18 protein-coding genes and 2 tRNA genes are annotated in these 19,126 nt (G+C 44.3%); 8 read left to right on the top strand and 12 right to left on the bottom strand.

The annotated features are described in order from the left end of the window. The first annotated feature begins 76 nt into the window (after positions 1–76). On the top strand, positions 77–1,651 hold the full coding sequence (gene guaA / locus EDC16_RS11035; protein WP_132967911.1) for a glutamine-hydrolyzing GMP synthase: 1,575 nt from the start codon (positions 77–79) through the stop codon (positions 1,649–1,651). A 48-nt stretch (positions 1,652–1,699) separates the two neighbouring features. On the opposite strand, the gene EDC16_RS11030 is transcribed toward guaA, so the two are convergent. Continuing rightward, the gene (locus EDC16_RS11030; protein ID WP_132967910.1) at positions 1,700–1,930 is read right to left on the bottom strand and encodes a putative hemolysin; all 231 of its coding nucleotides are present in this window, start codon (positions 1,928–1,930) and stop codon (positions 1,700–1,702) included. Positions 1,931–2,086: 156 nt separating this feature from the next. On the opposite strand from EDC16_RS11030, the gene EDC16_RS11025 reads away from it, so the two are divergent. Together EDC16_RS11025 and trxA are read left to right on the top strand one after the other, a co-directional pair. Continuing rightward, entirely contained in the window at positions 2,087–3,079 is a 993-nt protein-coding gene (locus EDC16_RS11025) for a 2-hydroxyacid dehydrogenase (protein ID WP_132967945.1), read from the top strand. 180 nt (positions 3,080–3,259) lie between these two features. After that, the gene (gene trxA / locus EDC16_RS11020; RefSeq protein ID WP_132967909.1) at positions 3,260–3,586 is read left to right on the top strand and encodes a thioredoxin; all 327 of its coding nucleotides are present in this window, start codon (positions 3,260–3,262) and stop codon (positions 3,584–3,586) included. A 72-nt stretch (positions 3,587–3,658) separates the two neighbouring features. On the opposite strand, the gene sppA is transcribed toward trxA, so the two are convergent. Further along, positions 3,659–5,524 carry a signal peptide peptidase SppA gene (gene sppA / locus EDC16_RS11015; protein WP_132967908.1) on the bottom strand — a complete coding sequence of 622 codons (1,866 nt, stop codon included), beginning with the start codon at positions 5,522–5,524 and terminating at the stop codon, positions 3,659–3,661. Between the two features lie 117 nt (positions 5,525–5,641). Between sppA and EDC16_RS11010 the strand changes: the two genes are divergently transcribed. Continuing rightward, on the top strand, positions 5,642–6,193 hold the full coding sequence (locus tag EDC16_RS11010) for an NAD(P)H nitroreductase (protein WP_132967907.1): 552 nt from the start codon (positions 5,642–5,644) through the stop codon (positions 6,191–6,193). A gap of 1 nt (position 6,194) precedes the next feature. On the opposite strand, the gene EDC16_RS11005 is transcribed toward EDC16_RS11010, so the two are convergent. From EDC16_RS11005 to EDC16_RS10975, 7 genes are all read right to left on the bottom strand, one after another. Then, positions 6,195–7,157, bottom strand: coding sequence for an AEC family transporter (locus EDC16_RS11005; RefSeq protein ID WP_416069080.1), 963 nt, complete (start codon positions 7,155–7,157; stop codon positions 6,195–6,197). Positions 7,158–7,211: 54 nt separating this feature from the next. Beyond that, on the bottom strand, positions 7,212–8,738 hold the full coding sequence (gene der / locus EDC16_RS11000; RefSeq protein WP_132967906.1) for a ribosome biogenesis GTPase Der: 1,527 nt from the start codon (positions 8,736–8,738) through the stop codon (positions 7,212–7,214). A gap of 179 nt (positions 8,739–8,917) precedes the next feature. After that, a tRNA-Asp gene (locus EDC16_RS10995) sits at positions 8,918–8,994 on the bottom strand. 81 nt (positions 8,995–9,075) lie between these two features. Next, positions 9,076–9,152 (bottom strand) — tRNA-Asp (locus EDC16_RS10990). 139 nt (positions 9,153–9,291) lie between these two features. Continuing rightward, complete coding sequence (gene dnaQ / locus EDC16_RS10985; protein WP_132967905.1) at positions 9,292–10,077, bottom strand: DNA polymerase III subunit epsilon; 786 nt, start codon at positions 10,075–10,077, stop codon at positions 9,292–9,294. A 16-nt stretch (positions 10,078–10,093) separates the two neighbouring features. Beyond that, on the bottom strand, positions 10,094–10,408 hold the full coding sequence (locus EDC16_RS10980) for a type II toxin-antitoxin system RelE/ParE family toxin (RefSeq protein ID WP_132967904.1): 315 nt from the start codon (positions 10,406–10,408) through the stop codon (positions 10,094–10,096). Further along, positions 10,398–10,661, bottom strand: a complete 264-nt coding sequence (locus EDC16_RS10975) for a type II toxin-antitoxin system Phd/YefM family antitoxin (RefSeq protein WP_132967903.1) — start codon at positions 10,659–10,661, stop codon at positions 10,398–10,400. The genes EDC16_RS10980 and EDC16_RS10975 overlap by 11 nt, the downstream gene beginning before the upstream one ends. A gap of 157 nt (positions 10,662–10,818) precedes the next feature. On the opposite strand from EDC16_RS10975, the gene rnhA reads away from it, so the two are divergent. Further along, complete coding sequence (rnhA, locus tag EDC16_RS10970; RefSeq protein WP_132967902.1) at positions 10,819–11,283, top strand: ribonuclease HI; 465 nt, start codon at positions 10,819–10,821, stop codon at positions 11,281–11,283. On the opposite strand, the gene EDC16_RS10965 is transcribed toward rnhA, so the two are convergent. After that, on the bottom strand, positions 11,271–12,020 hold the full coding sequence (locus EDC16_RS10965; protein WP_132967901.1) for a methyltransferase domain-containing protein: 750 nt from the start codon (positions 12,018–12,020) through the stop codon (positions 11,271–11,273). The two genes, rnhA and EDC16_RS10965, sit on opposite strands and share 13 nt — an antisense overlap. A gap of 37 nt (positions 12,021–12,057) precedes the next feature. On the opposite strand from EDC16_RS10965, the gene gloB reads away from it, so the two are divergent. Beyond that, complete coding sequence (gene gloB, locus EDC16_RS10960; RefSeq protein WP_132967900.1) at positions 12,058–12,756, top strand: hydroxyacylglutathione hydrolase; 699 nt, start codon at positions 12,058–12,060, stop codon at positions 12,754–12,756. Between the two features lie 69 nt (positions 12,757–12,825). Here gloB and EDC16_RS10955 read toward each other — a convergent pair whose 3' ends face one another. Further along, on the bottom strand, positions 12,826–14,115 hold the full coding sequence (locus EDC16_RS10955; RefSeq protein WP_132967899.1) for an AmpG family muropeptide MFS transporter: 1,290 nt from the start codon (positions 14,113–14,115) through the stop codon (positions 12,826–12,828). A 71-nt stretch (positions 14,116–14,186) separates the two neighbouring features. Further along, on the bottom strand, positions 14,187–15,203 hold the full coding sequence (gene galE / locus EDC16_RS10950) for a UDP-glucose 4-epimerase GalE (protein ID WP_132967898.1): 1,017 nt from the start codon (positions 15,201–15,203) through the stop codon (positions 14,187–14,189). Positions 15,204–16,266: 1,063 nt separating this feature from the next. On the opposite strand from galE, the gene EDC16_RS10945 reads away from it, so the two are divergent. Further along, entirely contained in the window at positions 16,267–17,343 is a 1,077-nt protein-coding gene (locus EDC16_RS10945) for a porin (RefSeq protein WP_132967897.1), read from the top strand. Between the two features lie 627 nt (positions 17,344–17,970). Then, positions 17,971–19,014, top strand: a complete 1,044-nt coding sequence (locus EDC16_RS10940; protein ID WP_132967896.1) for a porin — start codon at positions 17,971–17,973, stop codon at positions 19,012–19,014. The last annotated feature ends 112 nt before the right edge of the window (positions 19,015–19,126 follow it).

Below are 19,126 nucleotides of genomic sequence, written 5' to 3'. Positions count from 1 at the left end.
TTCGTTGTTATTTGCTCAATTACCAGCGTTTACGGAATCCAATTTTTAACTCAAAGTTTTAACTCAAAGGGAAAACATGAACAACATTCACCAACATAAAATTTTAATTCTGGACTTCGGTTCGCAATATACCCAACTGATTGCCCGTCGGGTGCGTGAAATCGGAGTTTATTGCGAATTGTGGGCTTGGGATGTTTCTGAGCAGGATATTCGTGACTTTAATCCGAGCGGGATTATTCTTTCCGGTGGTCCGGAGAGCACCACCGAAGATAACAGCCCACGCGCACCGGAGTATGTGTTTAACGCGGGCGTACCGGTGCTGGGTATTTGCTATGGCATGCAAACCATGGCAATGCAGCTGGGCGGGTTGACTGAAAATTCTGATCACCGTGAATTTGGTTATGCCTCTGTGGAATTGCAAGCGGCGGACAGTTTGTTTGCCGATTTGCAAGACAGTTTATCACAAAACGGTGTATCACAATTAGATGTCTGGATGAGCCACGGCGACAAAGTGACCCGCTTGCCGCAAGATTTCCAAATCACCGCCATCACACCCACTTGCCCGATTGCAGCGATGTCGGACGAAAATCGTCGTTTTTACGGGGTGCAGTTCCACCCCGAAGTCACCCACACCAAGAGCGGTCTGGCACTATTGCAAAATTTTGTCCTGAATATTTGTGGCTGCGAAAACCGCTGGACGGCAGAAAATATTATCGAAGATGCGGTGGCACGGATCAAAGCGCAAGTGGGCGATGACGAAGTGATTTTGGGCTTGTCCGGTGGTGTGGATTCGTCGGTGACCGCACTTTTACTGCATCGCGCGATTGGCAAAAATTTGCATTGCGTATTTGTTGATAACGGCTTGTTGCGTTTAAACGAAGCGGAGCAAGTGATGGAGATGTTCGGCGATAAATTCGGGTTGAATATTATTCATGTTAATGCCGAAGATCGTTTTTTAAACGAACTGGCAGGTGTCGCCGATCCGGAAGCCAAGCGCAAAGTGATCGGCAAAGTATTTGTTGACGTGTTTGACGAAGAATCGCATAAACAAGCCAATGTGAAATGGCTGGCACAAGGCACGATTTATCCTGATGTGATCGAATCCGCCGCCTCAAAAACAGGCAAAGCACATGTGATTAAATCGCACCACAATGTCGGTGGCTTGCCGGATTACATGAAGTTAGGCTTGGTTGAGCCGTTAAAAGAGCTGTTTAAAGACGAGGTACGTAAAATCGGTTTGGCGTTGGGGTTACCATACGAAATGCTATACCGCCATCCGTTCCCGGGACCAGGTTTAGGCGTGCGGGTGTTGGGCGAAGTGAAAAAAGAGTATTGCGATATTCTGCGCCGTGCCGATGCGATTTTTATCGAAGAACTGCACAACGCCGATTGGTATCACAAAGTCAGCCAAGCTTTCACCGTGTTCCTGCCGGTGAAATCGGTTGGCGTGATGGGCGACGGGCGCAAATATGATTGGGTTGTTTCGATTCGCGCGGTGGAAACCATTGATTTCATGACCGCTCATTGGGCGCACTTGCCGTATGATTTGCTTGGTAAAATCTCTAACCGTATCATCAATGAAGTGAATGGCATTTCGCGCGTGGTGTATGATATCAGTGGTAAACCGCCTGCGACGATTGAATGGGAATAGCTTTTATAATCAATAAATTAGCCTCGAATTTTGAGGCTTTTTATCTTGTTATTTCTGGCTTCTAAACAATTCCCATTCTTCGATCACACGTCCGTCCGGTAAATGGCACAGTGCGTATTCGTTGCCGTCTTTATTTTGTTTCATTTCTAGTTTACCACCTTGCTGCACGCAATATTCAGAAGCAGGATTCGGCATACCAATGGCAGGGGACTCGCCGGTTTCAGCAGCACAGGCGGCAAGTACCGCACTTGTGGAAAGGGCTAAGATTTGTTTTTTCATTTTTACTCCGTTTCTTACAATAATGGCTCAAGGATAAGGATTGAGCGTATAATAACACAAAAATAACTGTTTAAATATCGCACACTTAAACTCAACTATTGTTGAATTTATCAAAATTTGTTACATTGAGTGCAGTTTTTCTATCGGGAGAATATGATGAAAGTCGTGGTTTATAGCACTAAAAAATATGATAAAAACTATTTTGAGCTGGTCAATGTCAAATATGGTTTTGAGTTGGAATTTTATGATTTCTTGCTCAACGAGCGCACCGCTAAAATGGCGGAGGGGGCGGATGCGGTCTGTATTTTTGTCAACGATATTGCTGATCGTCATGTATTGCAGAAATTGGCGCAAATTGGGGTTAAATTTGTGGCGCTGCGTTGTGCCGGTTTTAATAATGTGGATTTACAGGCGGCAAAAGAGTTCGGTTTGAAAGTGGTGCGTGTGCCGGCCTATTCCCCGGAGGCAGTGGCGGAACACACGGTCGGGTTGATGTTGACCTTGAATCGTCGGATTAATAAAGCCTATAACCGTACTCGTGATGCCAACTTTTCGTTAGAAGGGTTGATAGGATTTAATATGCACGGACGTACTGCCGGGGTGATCGGTAGTGGCAAAATCGGGGTTGCAGTGATGCGGATCCTGAAAGGCTTCGGCATGAATATTCTGACTTATGATCCCTTTATCAATCCGGCAGCGGTCGAACTAGGGGCGGAATATGTCGATTTGGAGACGCTGTATGCCCAATCACATGTGATCACCTTACACTGCCCGGCAACGGCTGAAAACCACCATCTGTTGGACAAAGAGGCTTTTGCTAAAATGCGTGACGGTGTGTTGATTGTGAATACCAGCCGTGGCTCATTGATTAATACTAACGATGCGCTGCAAGCCTTGAAAACCCGTAAAATTCGTGGTTTGGGGATTGATGTATATGAAAATGAGCGCGATCTCTTCTTTGAAGATAAATCGAACGAAGTGATTCTGGACGATACGTTCTCGTTGTTGACCGCATCACATAATGTATTGATGACCGGACACCAAGCATTTTTAACCGAAGAGGCGCTGACCAGTATTGCCGAAGTGACGCTGCATAATATTGCCGACTTAGTCAGAAATATTGAAAGCCCAAATGAAGTAAAAAGTTGATTATTTAGCATGCCATAATATTGAGATCGGCGTAGAATAGCAAAGCAAGTTAATATAAATCGGTAAAAGCGATAGGATTATTTTAGGATATGCCTTGAAAATCCGCACAGAAGCGCTTATCTTATACCGTACTGAAATAGTCAAGTAAATAGTATAAACAGTTAACCTAAGGAAAATACAATGAGTGAAGTAGTACATGCCACTGATGCCAGTTTTGAACAAGATGTTTTACAATCCAACCTGCCGGTTGTTTTGGATTTTTGGGCGCCATGGTGTGGCCCTTGCAAAATGATTGCGCCGATTCTGGACGATATTGCCGTCGAATTAGACGGAAAAGTGAAAGTGGTGAAGATTAATGTTGATGAAAGTCAGCAAGTGGCAGCAAAATTTGGTGTGCGTAGCATTCCAACATTAGTGATCTTTAAAGAAGCAAAAGCGGTGGCGACTCAAGTCGGTGCGTTACCGAAGAATCAATTAATTGCGTTGATTGAGAAGTCTATTGCTTAATTAATCAACTATTCTGCAAAAATCCCCTTAGTTCGTTTTGATCTAAGGGGATTTTTTATGGATTGTGCTGTTTTAGTAATTAATGCCACAGTCCAGACAATAGATATATTGTCCTTTCGGATCATTGAAATGTTTCAGCAAGCCTAATTGGCTTTTTATAGGTTTCAGTTGCTGTGCTTTGATCCCGAAAAGTGACAATACCGCACTTTGTATCTTGCTTTGGCTACGATTCAAGAAGCGATTGATGAGATCGGGTTGTTCATCGACAAACCATTGTAACGGAAGAGAATCGATTTCTGCACTGCCTTCAGAACGACGTTCATTCACTAGTGTTAAGGCGGCATCAATCGCACGGTCAAAGTCGCCCAATTCATCGACTAATTTATTTTTTAAGGCGTCTTGTCCTAGCCAAATTCGCCCTTGTGCAATCTCATCTACCTGCGTTTTAGTTAATTTACGGCTGTCAGCAACAATCTGCAAAAATTTATCATAGCCGTGTTCTACCCCTAGTTGAAAGTATTGGCTTAATTCTGGCGATAAATTCTGTGCCAGATTTTGTTCGGCTAGCGGACCGGTACTGACACCGTCACTGTTAATTCCCCAGTGATTTAAGGTGTTTTCCAGTGTGAAAAATGCCGAGAAAACGCCGATTGAGCCGGTCAAGGTGTTTGGGTTAGCAACAATGTGGTCTGATTCGGTTGCAATCCAATAGCCACCGGACGCTGCCAAACCACCCATGGAAACGACTACCGGAATACCTTGTTGGCGTAGTTCAACTAATTTCTGGCGGATCACTTCGGAAGCTACCATACTGCCGCCGGGAGAATTAATCCGTAAAATAACAGCTTTAACAAGGCGGTCACGCATTGCATTTTCCAACAAGGCGGCAATACTGTCACCCCCGGCGGAACCGTCAGTGCTGATGCCATCGATAATCTCACCCTCGACATTGACCACGGCAATTTTGTCAGCGGTCGGGTCACTGTTGCGATCAGGTAGTGTCGCCAGATAGTCACTAAACAGGGTGTATTGGTAGTCGCTGCGGTCAGAGTTAAAACCAAAAATATCGCTAAGTTTGTGGCTGATGTTGCCGTTATTCATCACAGCATTAACCAAGCCGCGTTGTTTAGCATATTCAGTGCTATCGCCGTTTAGGGCTTTCAGTTGCTGCAAAAATGTTTGTGGCGTAGGCGATACCGCACTTTGTTCAATTCCTCGGTTTTTGGCAACCAGAGTTAAATAGTTGTGCCACATTTGATCGACCCAAAGGCGGTTATTGGCTTTGGCTTCGGCAGACATATCATTGCGCAGAAAAGGCTCCACCGCCGATTTGTAGGTTCCGACCCGGAAAATATGTGGCGTAATCTCTAATTTGTCGATTAATGATTTGAAATATAAACTGTTTTGAGTCAAACCAAAAATACTGACATCACCCAGTTGATTGATATAAATTTCATCAGCATAACTTGCCAGCAGGTATTGCGCTTGCGAATAGCGAGAGGAAATCGCATAGATCGGTTTATTTTGTGCTTTAAACTCGGTTAGTGCCTGTCCGATAAATTGTAGTGACGGGATATCACCGCCTTCAAAATAGTTCAAATCCAGTACAATACCTTTGATTTTATCGTCAACGGCAGCGTGCTGGATAACATCAACCACATCGAAAGTTGAGATTTGCTGCGGAATCTGGCGCTGGTCAAATTCACGCACTGCATCTAATAAACTGCTTTCTGGGCGGTTGTCGGCAAGATAGCCGTCTAAGTTCAGTAATAATGCGCCCTCTTTAATAGTGGGGGTGGAGCTTGAGGATTGCAGAAATATACCGACCAAGGTAAAACAGAGCATAACAAACAAAATAAAAAAAACATTCATCACTAAGTCACGGATAAAGCAAAGCCCGCGCCACAGCAATTTAATCAGTCTCGCCAAAGCCCTCATTCGGATCTCCTTAAAACTTAAAAAAAGAATAATTCTTAATTAAATGAAAATAGTATATATTGTAGCAATAATTTTTACCGAATGAAGCAAAGAATTGAATGAAAAAAGGAGATCAAGATGGATGCGTTGGAGTTATTGCTAACTCGTCGTTCAAATAAAAAATTGGTTGCGCCGGCACCGCAGGGCGAGCAGTTGGACAATATTTTGCAAGCTGCATTGCATGCACCGGATCACGGCCGCTTGACACCTTATCGTTTTGTCATCATTGAAAAACAGGGGCAAGATGTGTTGGAGCAACTGCTGCAAAGTGCGGTCGAAGAGCTGAATCAGGGGGAAGAACGCAAGAAAAAAGCCACTGATGTCAGCCATCGCGCGCCAATGATTATCGCGGTGATCGCCAAAATTAATAATGAGATTGGCAAAGTGCCGGGCTGGGAGCAAATGTTGACGGCAGGTTGTGCCACTTATGCGATGCAGCTTGCTGCCAATGCCCAGGGATTTGACAATGTTTGGGTCAGCGGCCCTTGGATTGATGGCAGCGAACTGCGCCAAGCGTTCGGCTGCGAAGCTCAGGATAAAGTGATTGCGCTGTTGATGTTGGGCACTGCGGAACAAAAATTGGAAAAAGCCAAAATCCATGATGTATCACCGTATGTCAGCTACCTTTAAGTTACATCCAATTCAATTGTTTCAGAATCACAATTCCGATTGACGAGCCGAACATGGCTGCGAAGGTGGTGATCCCAATAATATTGGCGGCGGTTTTGGCATAGCCGCCCATACTCCTGACCATCGCATAGCTGGCTGCGGCTGCCGGAGTGGCAGACATCAAGAAAATCACGCCTAAATCAATCCCTTGCAAACCAAACAAACGGGCAATCAACACCATCAGCAGCGGCGCAAGCAAAACTCGCCCGATACTCGACCAGATCGCTACTCGCGAAGAGCCGTCCATATTTCTTAGATTCAAACTGGCACCGGCACAAAGCAGCGCCAGCGGTAGTGTCATATCCGCCAAGTAGTCGGCGGTGCTGATCAGCGTCTGCGGCAAGCTAAAACCTAAACGGGTGAAAATTAATGCGGCGATAATCGACAAAATCAGCGGATTTTTAATCAACTGTTGGAAAATATAAAGAAAGTTGGTCTTGCCGCCTTCCGCTAAAGAACGACTGAGGGTGATCACCGCCAGTACGTTAAACAGTAGGGTGATAATCGCAGTATAAACAGAAGCAATCGCCAAGCCGGCAGAGCCGTAAGCATTGGCACAGAGTGATAAGCCGATAATGCCGCTGTTGGCACGGAACACACCTTGCACAAAAGTACCACGCTCTTTTTTGTCGTTGACATAACGGGCGGCGAACAGTTCTGCCAATATAAACAGGATTAAAGTACCCAAAATGCCGATGCCGACCACACTGAGTTGCGAGTTGTAATCGGTTGGATTTTTGATGATGCTGAGGAAAAGCAGCGCCGGTAGGGTGATGTTAAACACCAGCTTTGAACCTTGATTGCTGAAATGGTCATTGATCATACCGATTTTTTTCAGATAGATACCCAAGATCAGCATTAAAATATTCGGCAGGGTTACGCTTGCCGAAAATAACATTGAGGCGATAAATCCGCTTTCCATCATGTTCCCATCTAATGACAGTGTACTAAAACCGCCCGTTTAAGGGCGGGGCAGTGACTATTTTTTCGCTTTTTTGATAAATTTCATCAAGCGTTTACGTTTGCGCAGCTGATTCGGGGTCAAGCTGTTGCGCCGTCCGGCAAACGGATTACTGCCTTCTTGAAATTGAATCCGAATCGGGGTACCGATAATTTTCAAACTGCGACGATAGTAGTTGGATAAATAGCGTTTGTAAGAGTCGGCAAGTTTGTCCAACTGATTGCCGTGAATCACAATAATCGGGGGATTGTGCCCGCCCGGATGGGCATATTTCAGCTTAATTCGTCTGCCGGAGGCCAGCGGCGGCTGGTGTTCGTCAGTCGCCATTTGTAAAATACGGGTCAGCATTGAAGTGGAGAAACGCTTAGTGGCGCATTGATAAGCCTCTTGTACCGATTCAAACAGATTGCCGACACCGCTGCCGTGCAGGGCGGAAATAAAATGAATTCGTGCAAAATCAATGAAGTCCAGACGGCGATCTAACTCAGATTTGATCTGATCTTTGGCATCTTGGCTTAAGCCGTCCCATTTATTGACCACAATCACCAACGAACGCCCGGCATTCAGAATAAAGCCGAGCAGCGACAAATCCTGATCGGAAATGCCTTCACGGGCATCAATGGTCAGCAGCACCACATTGGCATCTTGAATCGCTTGCAGGGTTTTAATCACCGAGAATTTTTCTACCGCAAGCGTGACTTTGCCACGTTTGCGCACTCCGGCAGTGTCGATAATGGTGTATTGTTGACCGTCACGCTCCATCGGAATATAGATACTGTCGCGTGTGGTGCCGGGCAAGTCGTAAACCACCACCCGATCTTCGCCTAAAATGCGATTCGTTAGGGTCGATTTACCGACATTTGGGCGCCCGACAATTGCAATTTTAATATTTTTATGCAGATCTTGTTCTGCATCTTCGTCATCTTGCTGTTCTGCCAATGCCTGATCTAAAAGTGCGGTATCTTCTTCATTATTGAAGTCAAAATCCTGATCCCACTCTTGATCCTCAACCGCACTTTGCTGTTGCTGCTCATTTTCAGATTGCTGTAATTGCTCGGCAAATGGCGCCAGCACGTCTTCGATTAAATTGTTGACGCCGCGTCCTTGTGCTGCTGCGATTTGCGCAATTTCACCCAAACCCAATTGATAAAATTCAGCACAGTGTGAATCCGCATCAATACCATCCGTTTTGTTGGCAACCACCACGGTTGTTTTTTCCCGCTGGCGCAGATAATTGGCGATGCCGATATCCGGCGGCGTTAACCCGGCACGGGCGTCCACCATAAACAGCACCACATCGGCTTCTTCAATTGCCAGCAGCGACTGTTCCGCCATTTTCTCTTCCACGCCTTCTTCCGTGCCGTCAATACCGCCGGTGTCAATCACAATAAAATCATGTCCGGCGATATGCGCATGACCATATTTGCGATCACGAGTCAGCCCGGGAAAATCGGCGACCAACGCATCACGCGTGCGGGTCAAACGGTTGAACAGTGTGGATTTGCCTACGTTAGGGCGCCCGACTAGGGCAACTACAGGAGTCATATAAAACCTCGATGGACGAAAGCTGTCGTCATATTTATTATGGGGTGATGTTGCAAGATGATACCGAATTTTCAGGGTGGCGAATAGCGAAAGTTATAAACAAAGAGCAACAGACCCTATGCATTTTGCTTAATTTAGGAAAATAAAAAGCCCGACATTAATATATCGGGCTGAAAAAATGGCGGAATGGACGGGACTCGAACCCGCGACCCCCTGCGTGACAGGCAGGTATTCTAACCAACTGAACTACCACTCCACATTGAATAATCTGAATTTTAAAGCAATAAAAAACGCACAGTCTTAACGTTAATGTATGAACTATGCGTTCTAAAATTAGTGGCGGAATGGACGGGACTCGAACCCGCGACCCCCTGCGTGACAGGCAGGTATTCTAACCAACTGAACTACCACTCCGCGATTAAGTGAGGCGAATGATAAAGGGCTATGCAGTTGCAGTCAACCCTTTTTTTTAAAACTATTTTCAATTGCTTAATCCATAAGCGAATCGCTGCAAAACCGCACTTTTTGGTGCTTGAGTGTGAAAGTATATCGCTTAATGCTCGCTGCGTTTCAACCAAATACAGTTATTGCGACTTTTCTTTTGCAGCAGCTCAAAGTAGTTTCGGTGCGCTTGCTGTTCTTCGTCGTCAGGTAAAATGGTGCGTAATGACGCATTTTTTGATGCAGTTAGACTACTATTTGTTGACACGTTGTGATTCGATGCCGTGTGAGACATATTTTCGATAGTATGTTCTTCGTCGAACAGGCTGACTTGCCCGCCGGTCATTTGCAAATACACATCGGCCAAAATCTCGGCATCGAGCAACGCCCCATGCAGGCTGCGTTTACTGTTGTCGATATTTAAACGATCGCATAGCGCATCCAAATTGTTGCGTTTGCCGGGATACATTTTGCGTGCCATCGCTAGGCTGTCGGTGATTAAGCTGATTTTGTGAGTTTTAATCTGTTTGGTGGCAGCCAGTTTGCTAAATTCATAATCCATAAAGCCGACATCGAAGGGCGCATTGTGGATAATCAACTCGGCATCGCGGATAAATTCGATAAATTCAGCGGCAATATCGGCAAAGGGCGGTTTGTCCGCCAGCATTTCATCGGTAATACCGTGCACTTTAATCGCCTCAGGATCCACTTCGCGATCGGGTTTGATATAAACATGAAAGGTGCGTCCGGTCAGACGGCGGTTGATCAATTCGACCGCACCAATCTCGATAATGCAATGTCCTTCGTAGTGCGCACCGAACTGGTTCATGCCGGTGGTTTCAGTATCCAGCACCACTTGGCGCTGCGGTATGATTTGAGGCGTACTTTTTGTTGTCATAGGTTTTACCGTTGGGTTAACGCTTGTTGCTTAAATGGTTTTTCGGTACCATTCTTTTATGCAGTACGGCTAAAATAACAATATTTGAGTGGTGTTTGATGTAATAAATGATGTGGCTTTCACATGGGAAGCTGAAAACATCATCACCCAACTCTATTCGTTTTTTGCCCAATGCCGGATTGAGTGCCAAAAAGGAGAGGGTTTGTTTTAATATATTCAAGTAGCGTTGTGCTTTAATTTCGCCCCAGTTTAGCTTGGAATGGTGCCGAATTTGAATCAGATCCTGTTTGGCATGAACGGATAAGTGGTATAAGGCAGCATTATCCGTCATATTGTCCGTTTTCCAGCGCAGTGAAAAAATCGTTGCCGTCAGTTAATTGCCCGTTGGTAATCTCATTTTTTGCCTGCTGGACACGTTGTTGTAAAAAATGAAGTTTCAGAGCTTCCATCGTTTCGTAGTCCGCCATCGACATCATCACCGCCACCGGTTTGCCGTTTTTATTGATTTGCACGGCTTGATCCTGCACTTTTAACAGCACGCTGCCAAAATGAACTTTTGCTTGGTTTGCGGTTATCGCTTCCATATTTTGACCTCTCTATTGCATTAAAAACATGCCAAATTTGATTCATTGTAATTGAATCGAACGATTTTAGGCAACCGATACGTTTGCAGCTAGGGAATTTTAGCAAATTAAGCTATGATTTCAGAATTAAATTGAATGTTGACAAGAATTCGGCAAGATGATGAAACAGATAGAGATATACACAGATGGTTCCTGTTTGGGTAATCCCGGTCCGGGGGGAATCGGGGTGTTGTTGCGCTATAAACAGCATGAAAAAACCATTTCGCAAGGTTATCGGTTAACCACCAACAACCGCATGGAGCTGTTGGCGGTGATTGTGGCGCTGGAGAGTTTAACCGAGAGTTGTAAAGTGCGGTTGTACAGCGACAGCCAATATATGAAAAACGGCATCAACCAATGGATCCACAATTGGAAACGCAACAACTGGTTGACCAGCAACAAAAAAGCGGTTAAAAATCAAGATTTGTGGCAGCGGCTCGATCAAGCGATTCAGCGGCATCAAATTCACTGGCAATGGGTCAAAGGGCACGCCGGACATGTTGAAAACGAACAAGTTGACCAATTGGCAAGGCAAGGGGCAGAAGCGCCGAGCCAAGAGGACTCCGGTTATCAGCCGGATTGAATACGGCAACGCTCTTTAGAGCGCGTCAACACATTGGCAGGTGCAAACACTGGCGCTTTGAACCGCACTTTTTGTGGATTGAGCGTGAGCGGAATGGTACGTTTTCGAGCCACAATCACTGCCAACTGTCCGCTATTACCATAAAAGCGACGGCAAAAGTGCGGTATTGCTGACGATTTGGCGAGAGTGGTCTGTTGTACGATTTCAAAATTGAGTAATTCCAACCAATCAATAATCCGCCAAGTGAAATATTTTCGAATCTGCCAGCGATGGGGTGAGCTGTGGTTTTTCAGCCCTAAATGGCGTTTAAACAACAACGAACTACACGGATTAAACAGAGAAATAAACAGATAGCCGTCTTCGCTCAACACGCGAGTAGCTTCGCGCAGCAGCTGGTGCGGATCTTGGCTGAAATTTAGGGTGTTGGCCAACAAGCAGGCGTCTATCGCATTTTCATAAAACGGCAAACGAGTCGGGCAGGCTTGCACGATGGAATGATGGTCTAAAGCGGTATGCTCTGGAAACTCAGGATAGAGCGCAATTGCGTGCTGATTGGGGCAGTCCCATTCCAGTTCGGCACTCAAACCGCCGATTTTTAAAATATGCTGACCGTACACCTTTGCAAACCAGGGTTTGAAATAGTCATTCAGTGTTTTACAATAATAATCACCTTGCTTCAGCTGCTGCCAAGAGGTCGGCAAGGGCAGAGAATACGGATATTTTGCGCGCCATTTCATCAATTGATCACCTTGTTTATTAAACGGAGAACAAGCTATGTTAATACCATTACCGGCACTAAATGACAACTATATTTGGCTGTATGCCAAGCAAAACGATCGGGTTTTAATTATTGATCCGTCAGAGTCACAACCGGTGATAGATTACTTGAACCGCAATCATCTGCTGCCACAAGCAATCCTGCTCACGCACGGACATGCGGATCATATCGGCGGTGTTGCAGCGTTGAAACAGCACTATCCCAATTTGGCGGTATACGGTTCGCCGGAAGTCGCTGAGTTAGCAACAGTGCTGGTCGAGCCGGGAAAAGTGCAGATCGGCAACTATACGATTGAGGTGATTGCCACACCGGGACATACTGCGCAACATATTAGCTTTGTGCTGGACGACCATCTTTTTTGTGGCGATACACTTTTTTCCGGCGGTTGCGGGCGAGTTTTCACCGGTGATTATGCAGCGATGTTTGCTGCGCTACAGCGTTTGAAAGCATTGCCGGACAGCACAATCGTGTGTGCTGCCCATGAATATACCTTAAGCAATTTGCGTTTTGCTTTAACGGCAGTGGCAGATCAAAGTGCGGTCACACAGCAATTGCAGAGGGTAGAACAACTGAGAGCCGCCAACCAACCCAGCTTACCGACAACCTTAGGCTTGGAACGCCAAATTAACCCGTTTTTACAAGTCGATACACTGGACGTCTTTATCCGTTTGCGCCAAGCCAAGGATCGGTTTTAAAACGGTTGACAATAGTTAGAATATACGAAAAGTAGATATAAGGGCGGATATTTTCCGCCCGAACTTTTACTATTTTTCCGTCTTTCTGTCACCATTCCACGGGGCTGCCCAGAATAGGCAGAGCATGCCCGGCACGGCGAGGAAGAAGCAGAACCAGAAATAGTCGTAATAACCAAAATGTTCAATCAACACACCGGCTTGCGAATTAAACAGCGTGCGTGGCAATGCCGCAAGGCTGGTGAACAGCGCCAATTGGGTGGCGGTATACAGCGGGTTGGTTTCGCGTGCCATAAAAGCGACGAATGCTGCGGTGCCAAGCCCGACACCGATATATTCTGCTGCTACCACGACGCCCAACATAATCAACTCTTTGGTGGTGACCACCTCAAAATGACCAAAAGACGCCAGCCAAGCAAAACCTAAAATTGTCACAATTTGCACCACACCGAACAGCCATAATGCCCGATTGATGCCAATTTTCAGCATGATAACTCCGCCGGCAATGGCGGCAAGCAACATCGGCCAGACTGAGGCATTTTTAGCCACAATACCGATATTGGTTTTGCTGAAGCCCATGTCCAGATAAAAGGGGGTGATCAGTGCGGTCGCCATGCTGTCGCCGAATTTATACAGGAAAATAAAGCTTAAAATGCCCAGAGCGCTGATCACACCCTTGCGGCTGAAAAACTCATTGAACGGTTTGGTGAAGGTGTCGGTTAAAGTGCGGTGTGGTGGCAGATCGATTTTTGGCTCGTAGCTTAAAAACAGCGTCATCAAAATGCCGGGCAGCATGAAAAGTGCGGTAATCATAAAGGTGGTTGACCACGGTAGGTAATCCGCCAAAATCAGCGACAACGAGCCGGGCACAAAACCGGCGATTCGATAGGCGTTGACATGAATTGAATTGCCCAAGCCCAGCTCCCTATCTGATAAAATCTCACGACGGTAGGCATCCAATACAATATCTTGCGTGGCAGAAAAGAATGCGGCCAATGTGGCGGCGGCAGCGATCAACTGCAAGCCGCTTTGGGTTTTCGGATCGAGAAAACCAAACAGTCCCAAAGAGACGATCAACAACAACTGCGAGATCAAAATCCAGCCACGTCGCCGTCCCAAAAATGGCGGAATAAAGCGGTCGAGCAGCGGTGACCAAAGAAATTTCCAAGTGTAGGGCAAACCGGTGAGGGCGAAAAAGCCGATCGTGGCAAGATCTACTTGTTCCGAGCGCAACCATGCGGGAATCAGAGAAATCAAAATATACAATGGCAAACCCGAACTGAAGCCGGTGAAAACGCAAATCAGCATTTTACGGGTGAAAATTTGGGACAATACACTTCTTTTTTGTTCTGTTTCAGCCATAAGGCGACTCCAATAAAATAGAGAAAATGGTGTATTTCAGGGCAGATCCTGAGTCGTCTGCCCGTTAAAGGTTAATCGCGATAGCCGTTTGGATTGTTTTTTTGCCAATTCCAAGTGTCTTGCATCATTTGCTGCAACGAATATTGCGTTTTCCATCCCAGCTGCTCGGCGGCTAAACTTGGGTCGGAATAACAAGTGGCAATATCGCCCGGACGGCGCTCGACCAATTTATACGCAATGTTGATACCATTAGCTTGTTCAAAGGCTTTCACCATATCCAACACCGAATAACCGATGCCGGTGCCCAAGTTATAGATATGTAGGCCACTGTCGTTTTTGTGTTTGGCAAGCGCTTTTAAATGCCCTAGTGCCAAATCGACCACATGGATATAGTCGCGCACGCCGGTGCCGTCCGGGGTGTTGTAGTCACTGCCGAAAATTGACAGTTGTGGCAATTTACCGATGGCAACTTGGCTGATATACGGCAGCAGGTTGTTTGGAATACCATTCGGGTCTTCACCGATCAAACCGCTCTTATGCGCACCGACCGGATTGAAATAGCGCAGAATCATCATGCTCCAACGTGGATCTGATTTGGCTGCATCCGCTAAAATTTGTTCCACCATTAATTTAGACGTGCCGTATGGATTGGTGGTGCCACCGACTTTGCAGTTTTCGGTAATCGGTACAATTTCAGGATCGCCGTACACGGTGGCGGAAGAGCTGAACACAATATTAAACACTTCCGCTTTACGCATCTCAAGCAGCAGGTTAATCGTGCCTTGCACATTGTTTTGATAATATTCGATCGGTTTACGCACACTTTCGCCAACGGCTTTCAAGCCGGCAAAATGGATCACCGAATCAATCGAATGTTGTTGGAAAATAGTTTGCAAAATATGCGAATCGAGAATATCCCCTTGATAGAACGTTGGTTTTTTGCCGGTGATGGCCTCAACCCGTTGCAGGGATTTCTGTGAAGAATTGCACAAATTGTCGAGAATGATCACCTCTTGATTATCTTGCAACAGCTCGACTACCGTGTGTGACCCGATATAACCGGCACCGCCGGTAACTAAAATCGCCATAATATTCTCCTGAATGAAAAAGTAGTGCTTAGTGTAAGACTTTTTTTAAATAATTTCATGCACTATTGTGGCAGAAATATCGGCTAACAGTACCGAGAAATTGTTACCAGCCTTACAGGGCAAGTGGTACAAGGTTAAGCATGGGCAGCCGCTTTGCAGCTGTAGGATTAAACGCTCGATCTTGCTGGTAAAGTAGCTGGCGATTATATATCGCCCCGAACAGCACTTCTTAGAGTGTGTTGATCTTTTAAGTATATTATTTGAGCTAAAACTAATCCTTTTAGCCTAGCACGGCAAAGCCGTACTAGGTTACGCATAGATCAGCCGCTTTGCGGCTGCTTCAGAGAGGCAAAGCCTCTCATCAATGCTTAACCGATTGCGACCGTAGGTCGCTGTCGGATAAAATCACACTCTTTTTGCTTGATTTATAAACACAAAAGATCAAGAGTTCCTAGTTTTCTGCTATTGATAAAATGTTTATTTTTTACAGCGGCAGTCAGATCGCACTTTAATCACAGCAATAATCACAGCAATTTGTTGAAAGTCTGGGCAGAATTTTATTGATTTATGCCGTTTTATTGTTTTGTAGCAACATGATAGGGAAAACATAAATATTAAATTACATTGGAAAGTATCTTTCTGTCAGAAATATGATCTCGATCACATAAAAAAGTTGAACTTTACTTTTGGTGTTTATTTATTGAGAGCCCTTAAAGTGCTAACTTATTTTATTTATTTAAAATCAATGCGTTATGTTAAAATGTAACATAATTTACAAAATAAGTGATGAATAAAACACTCCAAAAGTAGGGGGTGTTTGTATGTAAAATGCTCATTGGTGAGCAATCGTTTATCTTAATCTATTGAAATATATAGTATTGCTGTTTATTTTCTAAAGGCGGGCTAGGGTTGACACGAAAAATGGATTCTGTCAGTATGACCTCGGAAATTAAAAACCGAGTTGGACAACATAATTAATGTAAAGTTCAATTAAGTTCCGTTTATTTATGCACTAGCAACATAGATAAATTCATTTTAAATTAAAGTAAAAAGGCAGACTATCATGAAAAAGACATTAGTAGCTTTAGCAGTAGCAGCGGTAGCCGCAACTTCCGCAAATGCAGCAGTGGTTTATGACCAAGACGGTTCTAAAGTAGAAGTTGGCGGTTCTGTTCGTTTAGTTTTACAAAAAGCCAAAGACAAACGTACTGATTTATTAAATAACGGTTCCCGTATCACGGTTAATGCCTCACAAGATTTAGGCAATGGTTTAAGTGCGGTTGGTCAATTGGAAATTCGTCCAGATTTTAGTAGCGATACTAAAACTTCTCGCTTATGGGCTGGTTTCAAACAAGAAGGTGTTGGTACATTAACATTTGGTAAATTGTTGACTATCGGTGATGAGCTGGGACAATCTGACTTTACCTATAATTTTGGTGGTATCAATAAAGTAACGGACTCTGGTGATAAAGTAGCTCATTTCCGTTCAGCTAATTTCGGTGGTTTTAGCTTCGGCGTTGATTACCTGTTCGGTAATTCTGCAAAAACCAAAGAAGTTAATGGACAAGTTGTTAAGGTAAATAACAACCGTGGTTATGTAGTCGGTGCATTATATAACAATAAATTCGGTGATTTAGGTATTGATGCTGCAGTAGGTTTCAGCCAAGACAATCGTTCTACAGACGCAACTGTTGTTAGCGGCACACTAGCTGAAGGTAACTACAAAGAGAAAGGCTTCACTTCAGGTTTGAGAGTGAGCTATGATAAATTCGCTGTCGGTTTTGATTATTCCCAACGTAAAACAGATAATAAAGCACAAGGTGTAACTTTCCGTGTGGTTAAGAAAGATGATGGTGGTAAAGCTATCCTGACTAAATACCACAAAATCAATGAGTATGAGTTGGGCTTGAAATATCAAGTAACTGATGCGTCTAAAGTTTATGGCGAATGGTTATGGGGTAAAGGTAAAGCGCTGGACGAAGCTGATACTAAATTCAACGGCTTTATCTTAGGTGCTGACTACAAAATCCACAAAAACGTAGTAACATACTTAGAAGGTATCACCATCAAAGGTAAACAAGCTGGAAATACAGTATGGAAAGATAACGCAGTTAACTTAGGTTTACGCGTATTCTTCTAATCATCTGTTAATACAGAAAAATGTTAAACAAGGTCGGCTTATGCCGACCTTTTCGTTTTTGCGCGGAAGACTTGGGCGAATTAGTTATCTGCTTGTTTACGAAGTGCGGTATAAGCGATTAATCAATAACAGAAAAATGCAAAGTGCGGTTCGGGGCGATATATAATCGCCCTGCTTTATCAGCAAGAGCGTGTGTTTTAACTTTCATAAAGTGTTGTCTAACCCTACAGCCGCAAAGCGGCTGACTTATGCGTAACCTTGTACGGTTTGTCGTACAAGGTGGGTTTTGCTCTAAAAGACTAAAAATTATAATTTTTTTGTAATTTTTCATTATGCGGTTTACGCATTTTGGATTTTTTGTTGGATTTTCATTCAATAAACTACTAGGTAAATAAAAAATAACATTAATGTTACATATGTATAATATATTGATATTTTTAATTATTTAAAATATCATTATTTTTATATGGTCTTGACAGTAAAAATAGACTCTGTCAGTATGCTCCATGTGACTACTTTGAAATTTGTCGGCTTCATAGCGCGATATTTCAAATGAGTTCTGTTTATTTGTGTACTAGCAACCGAATAAATATATTGATTTAAATCAAACCTAAAAAGGCAACTATTATGAAAAAAACATTAATCGCATTATCTGTTGCAGCAGTCGCAGCAACATCAGCCAATGCCGCAGTGGTGTATGACCAAGACGGCGCTAAAGTCGAAGTGGGCGGTTCTTTGCGTGTGTTGTTAAGCAAGGACTCCGGTGAGCGTGCGGATCTGAAAAATAAGGGTTCTCGTTTAGTTGTGAAAGGATCGCAAGATCTGGGCAGCGGCTTAAGCGCTTTGGCTAACATTGAATTCCGTTTTGAAAAAGACAACGAAAACGGATTTAACGATGTAGAAACCAAACGTTTGTATGCCGGTTTCAAACAAGATGGTGTAGGAACAATCACCTTCGGACGTCAATTAACCAACTTGGATGATGTGGGTCTGTCTGACTACACTTACGATTTGGGTGGCGTCAACCAAACTCAAACCAGCGCTAACAAATCGGTTAAATTCCGTAGCGCTGAGTGGTCAGGTTTCAGCTTTGGTTTAGACTATATGTTCGGTGAAGCTGACAAAGATGAGTATAACAACAAAGCCGGTTGGGGCGCAGCGTTATTCTATACTGCTGATCTGGCAGCGAATACCCAATTAAATCTGAACGGTGGTTTCAGCCAAGTGAAATCCAATAACGTGGCAGAACACAAAGAGAATGCTTTCACCGTCGGTTCTGAGTTGGTGGTGGACAAATTCGCGATTGCGGTTGACTATTCACAAAATAAATCGACTAACGGTGTAGATTCAATCACTTATCGTTCTATGAGCAATAGTACTGTCAGCCAATTACCGTTTAACAAAAAACGCGAAATCGGTTTAGGTCTGAAATATCAATATCTGGATAATGCCTCAATTTACGGTCAATACATTTGGGGCAGAGCGGATCAAGTCGATCTGAAAAAAGCAGCGAATTTGCGTGCATGGATTGTTGGTGCAGACTATAAATTACATAAAAATGTGATCACTTATGTCGAAGGCGGCTCATTCAAAGCCAAATACAATGCTGAAATTGGCGGCGGTAAAGACACCGACAACTACGCAGGTGTAGGTTTGCGCGTGTTCTTCTAAGTCTTTGAAAAAAAGCAATAAATTCATAAAGCCGGGTGATTCCGGCTTTTTGTTTTTATAGGATTTGGGTCTGTTGATCTTTGTTTATATTTTAAATACAATTCGCAGGACT

It is taken from the genome of Testudinibacter aquarius (assembly GCF_004342725.1).
In the GTDB taxonomy this organism is placed as follows: domain Bacteria; phylum Pseudomonadota; class Gammaproteobacteria; order Enterobacterales; family Pasteurellaceae; genus Chelonobacter; species Chelonobacter aquarius.
Note: the sequence above shows the minus strand (reverse complement) of the source record. Positions and strands in the feature narration are given on the sequence as shown.

Bases quoted from the DNA above. Each gene is read 5' to 3' on its own strand.
- guaA (WP_132967911.1), top strand. From the start codon at position 77: ATGAACAACATTCACCAACATAAAATTTTAATTCTGGACTTCGGTTCG.
- EDC16_RS11030 (WP_132967910.1), bottom strand. From the start codon at position 1,930: ATGAAAAAACAAATCTTAGCCCTTTCCACAAGTGCGGTACTTGCCGCC.
- EDC16_RS11025 (WP_132967945.1), top strand. From the start codon at position 2,087: ATGAAAGTCGTGGTTTATAGCACTAAAAAATATGATAAAAACTATTTT.
- trxA (WP_132967909.1), top strand. From the start codon at position 3,260: ATGAGTGAAGTAGTACATGCCACTGATGCCAGTTTTGAACAAGATGTT.
- sppA (WP_132967908.1), bottom strand. From the start codon at position 5,524: ATGAGGGCTTTGGCGAGACTGATTAAATTGCTGTGGCGCGGGCTTTGC.
- EDC16_RS11010 (WP_132967907.1), top strand. From the start codon at position 5,642: ATGGATGCGTTGGAGTTATTGCTAACTCGTCGTTCAAATAAAAAATTG.
- EDC16_RS11005 (WP_416069080.1), bottom strand. From the start codon at position 7,157: ATGATGGAAAGCGGATTTATCGCCTCAATGTTATTTTCGGCAAGCGTA.
- der (WP_132967906.1), bottom strand. From the start codon at position 8,738: ATGACTCCTGTAGTTGCCCTAGTCGGGCGCCCTAACGTAGGCAAATCC.
- dnaQ (WP_132967905.1), bottom strand. From the start codon at position 10,077: ATGACAACAAAAAGTACGCCTCAAATCATACCGCAGCGCCAAGTGGTG.
- EDC16_RS10980 (WP_132967904.1), bottom strand. From the start codon at position 10,408: ATGACGGATAATGCTGCCTTATACCACTTATCCGTTCATGCCAAACAG.
- EDC16_RS10975 (WP_132967903.1), bottom strand. From the start codon at position 10,661: ATGGAAGCGATAACCGCAAACCAAGCAAAAGTTCATTTTGGCAGCGTG.
- rnhA (WP_132967902.1), top strand. From the start codon at position 10,819: ATGATGAAACAGATAGAGATATACACAGATGGTTCCTGTTTGGGTAAT.
- EDC16_RS10965 (WP_132967901.1), bottom strand. From the start codon at position 12,020: ATGAAATGGCGCGCAAAATATCCGTATTCTCTGCCCTTGCCGACCTCT.
- gloB (WP_132967900.1), top strand. From the start codon at position 12,058: ATGTTAATACCATTACCGGCACTAAATGACAACTATATTTGGCTGTAT.
- EDC16_RS10955 (WP_132967899.1), bottom strand. From the start codon at position 14,115: ATGGCTGAAACAGAACAAAAAAGAAGTGTATTGTCCCAAATTTTCACC.
- galE (WP_132967898.1), bottom strand. From the start codon at position 15,203: ATGGCGATTTTAGTTACCGGCGGTGCCGGTTATATCGGGTCACACACG.
- EDC16_RS10945 (WP_132967897.1), top strand. From the start codon at position 16,267: ATGAAAAAGACATTAGTAGCTTTAGCAGTAGCAGCGGTAGCCGCAACT.
- EDC16_RS10940 (WP_132967896.1), top strand. From the start codon at position 17,971: ATGAAAAAAACATTAATCGCATTATCTGTTGCAGCAGTCGCAGCAACA.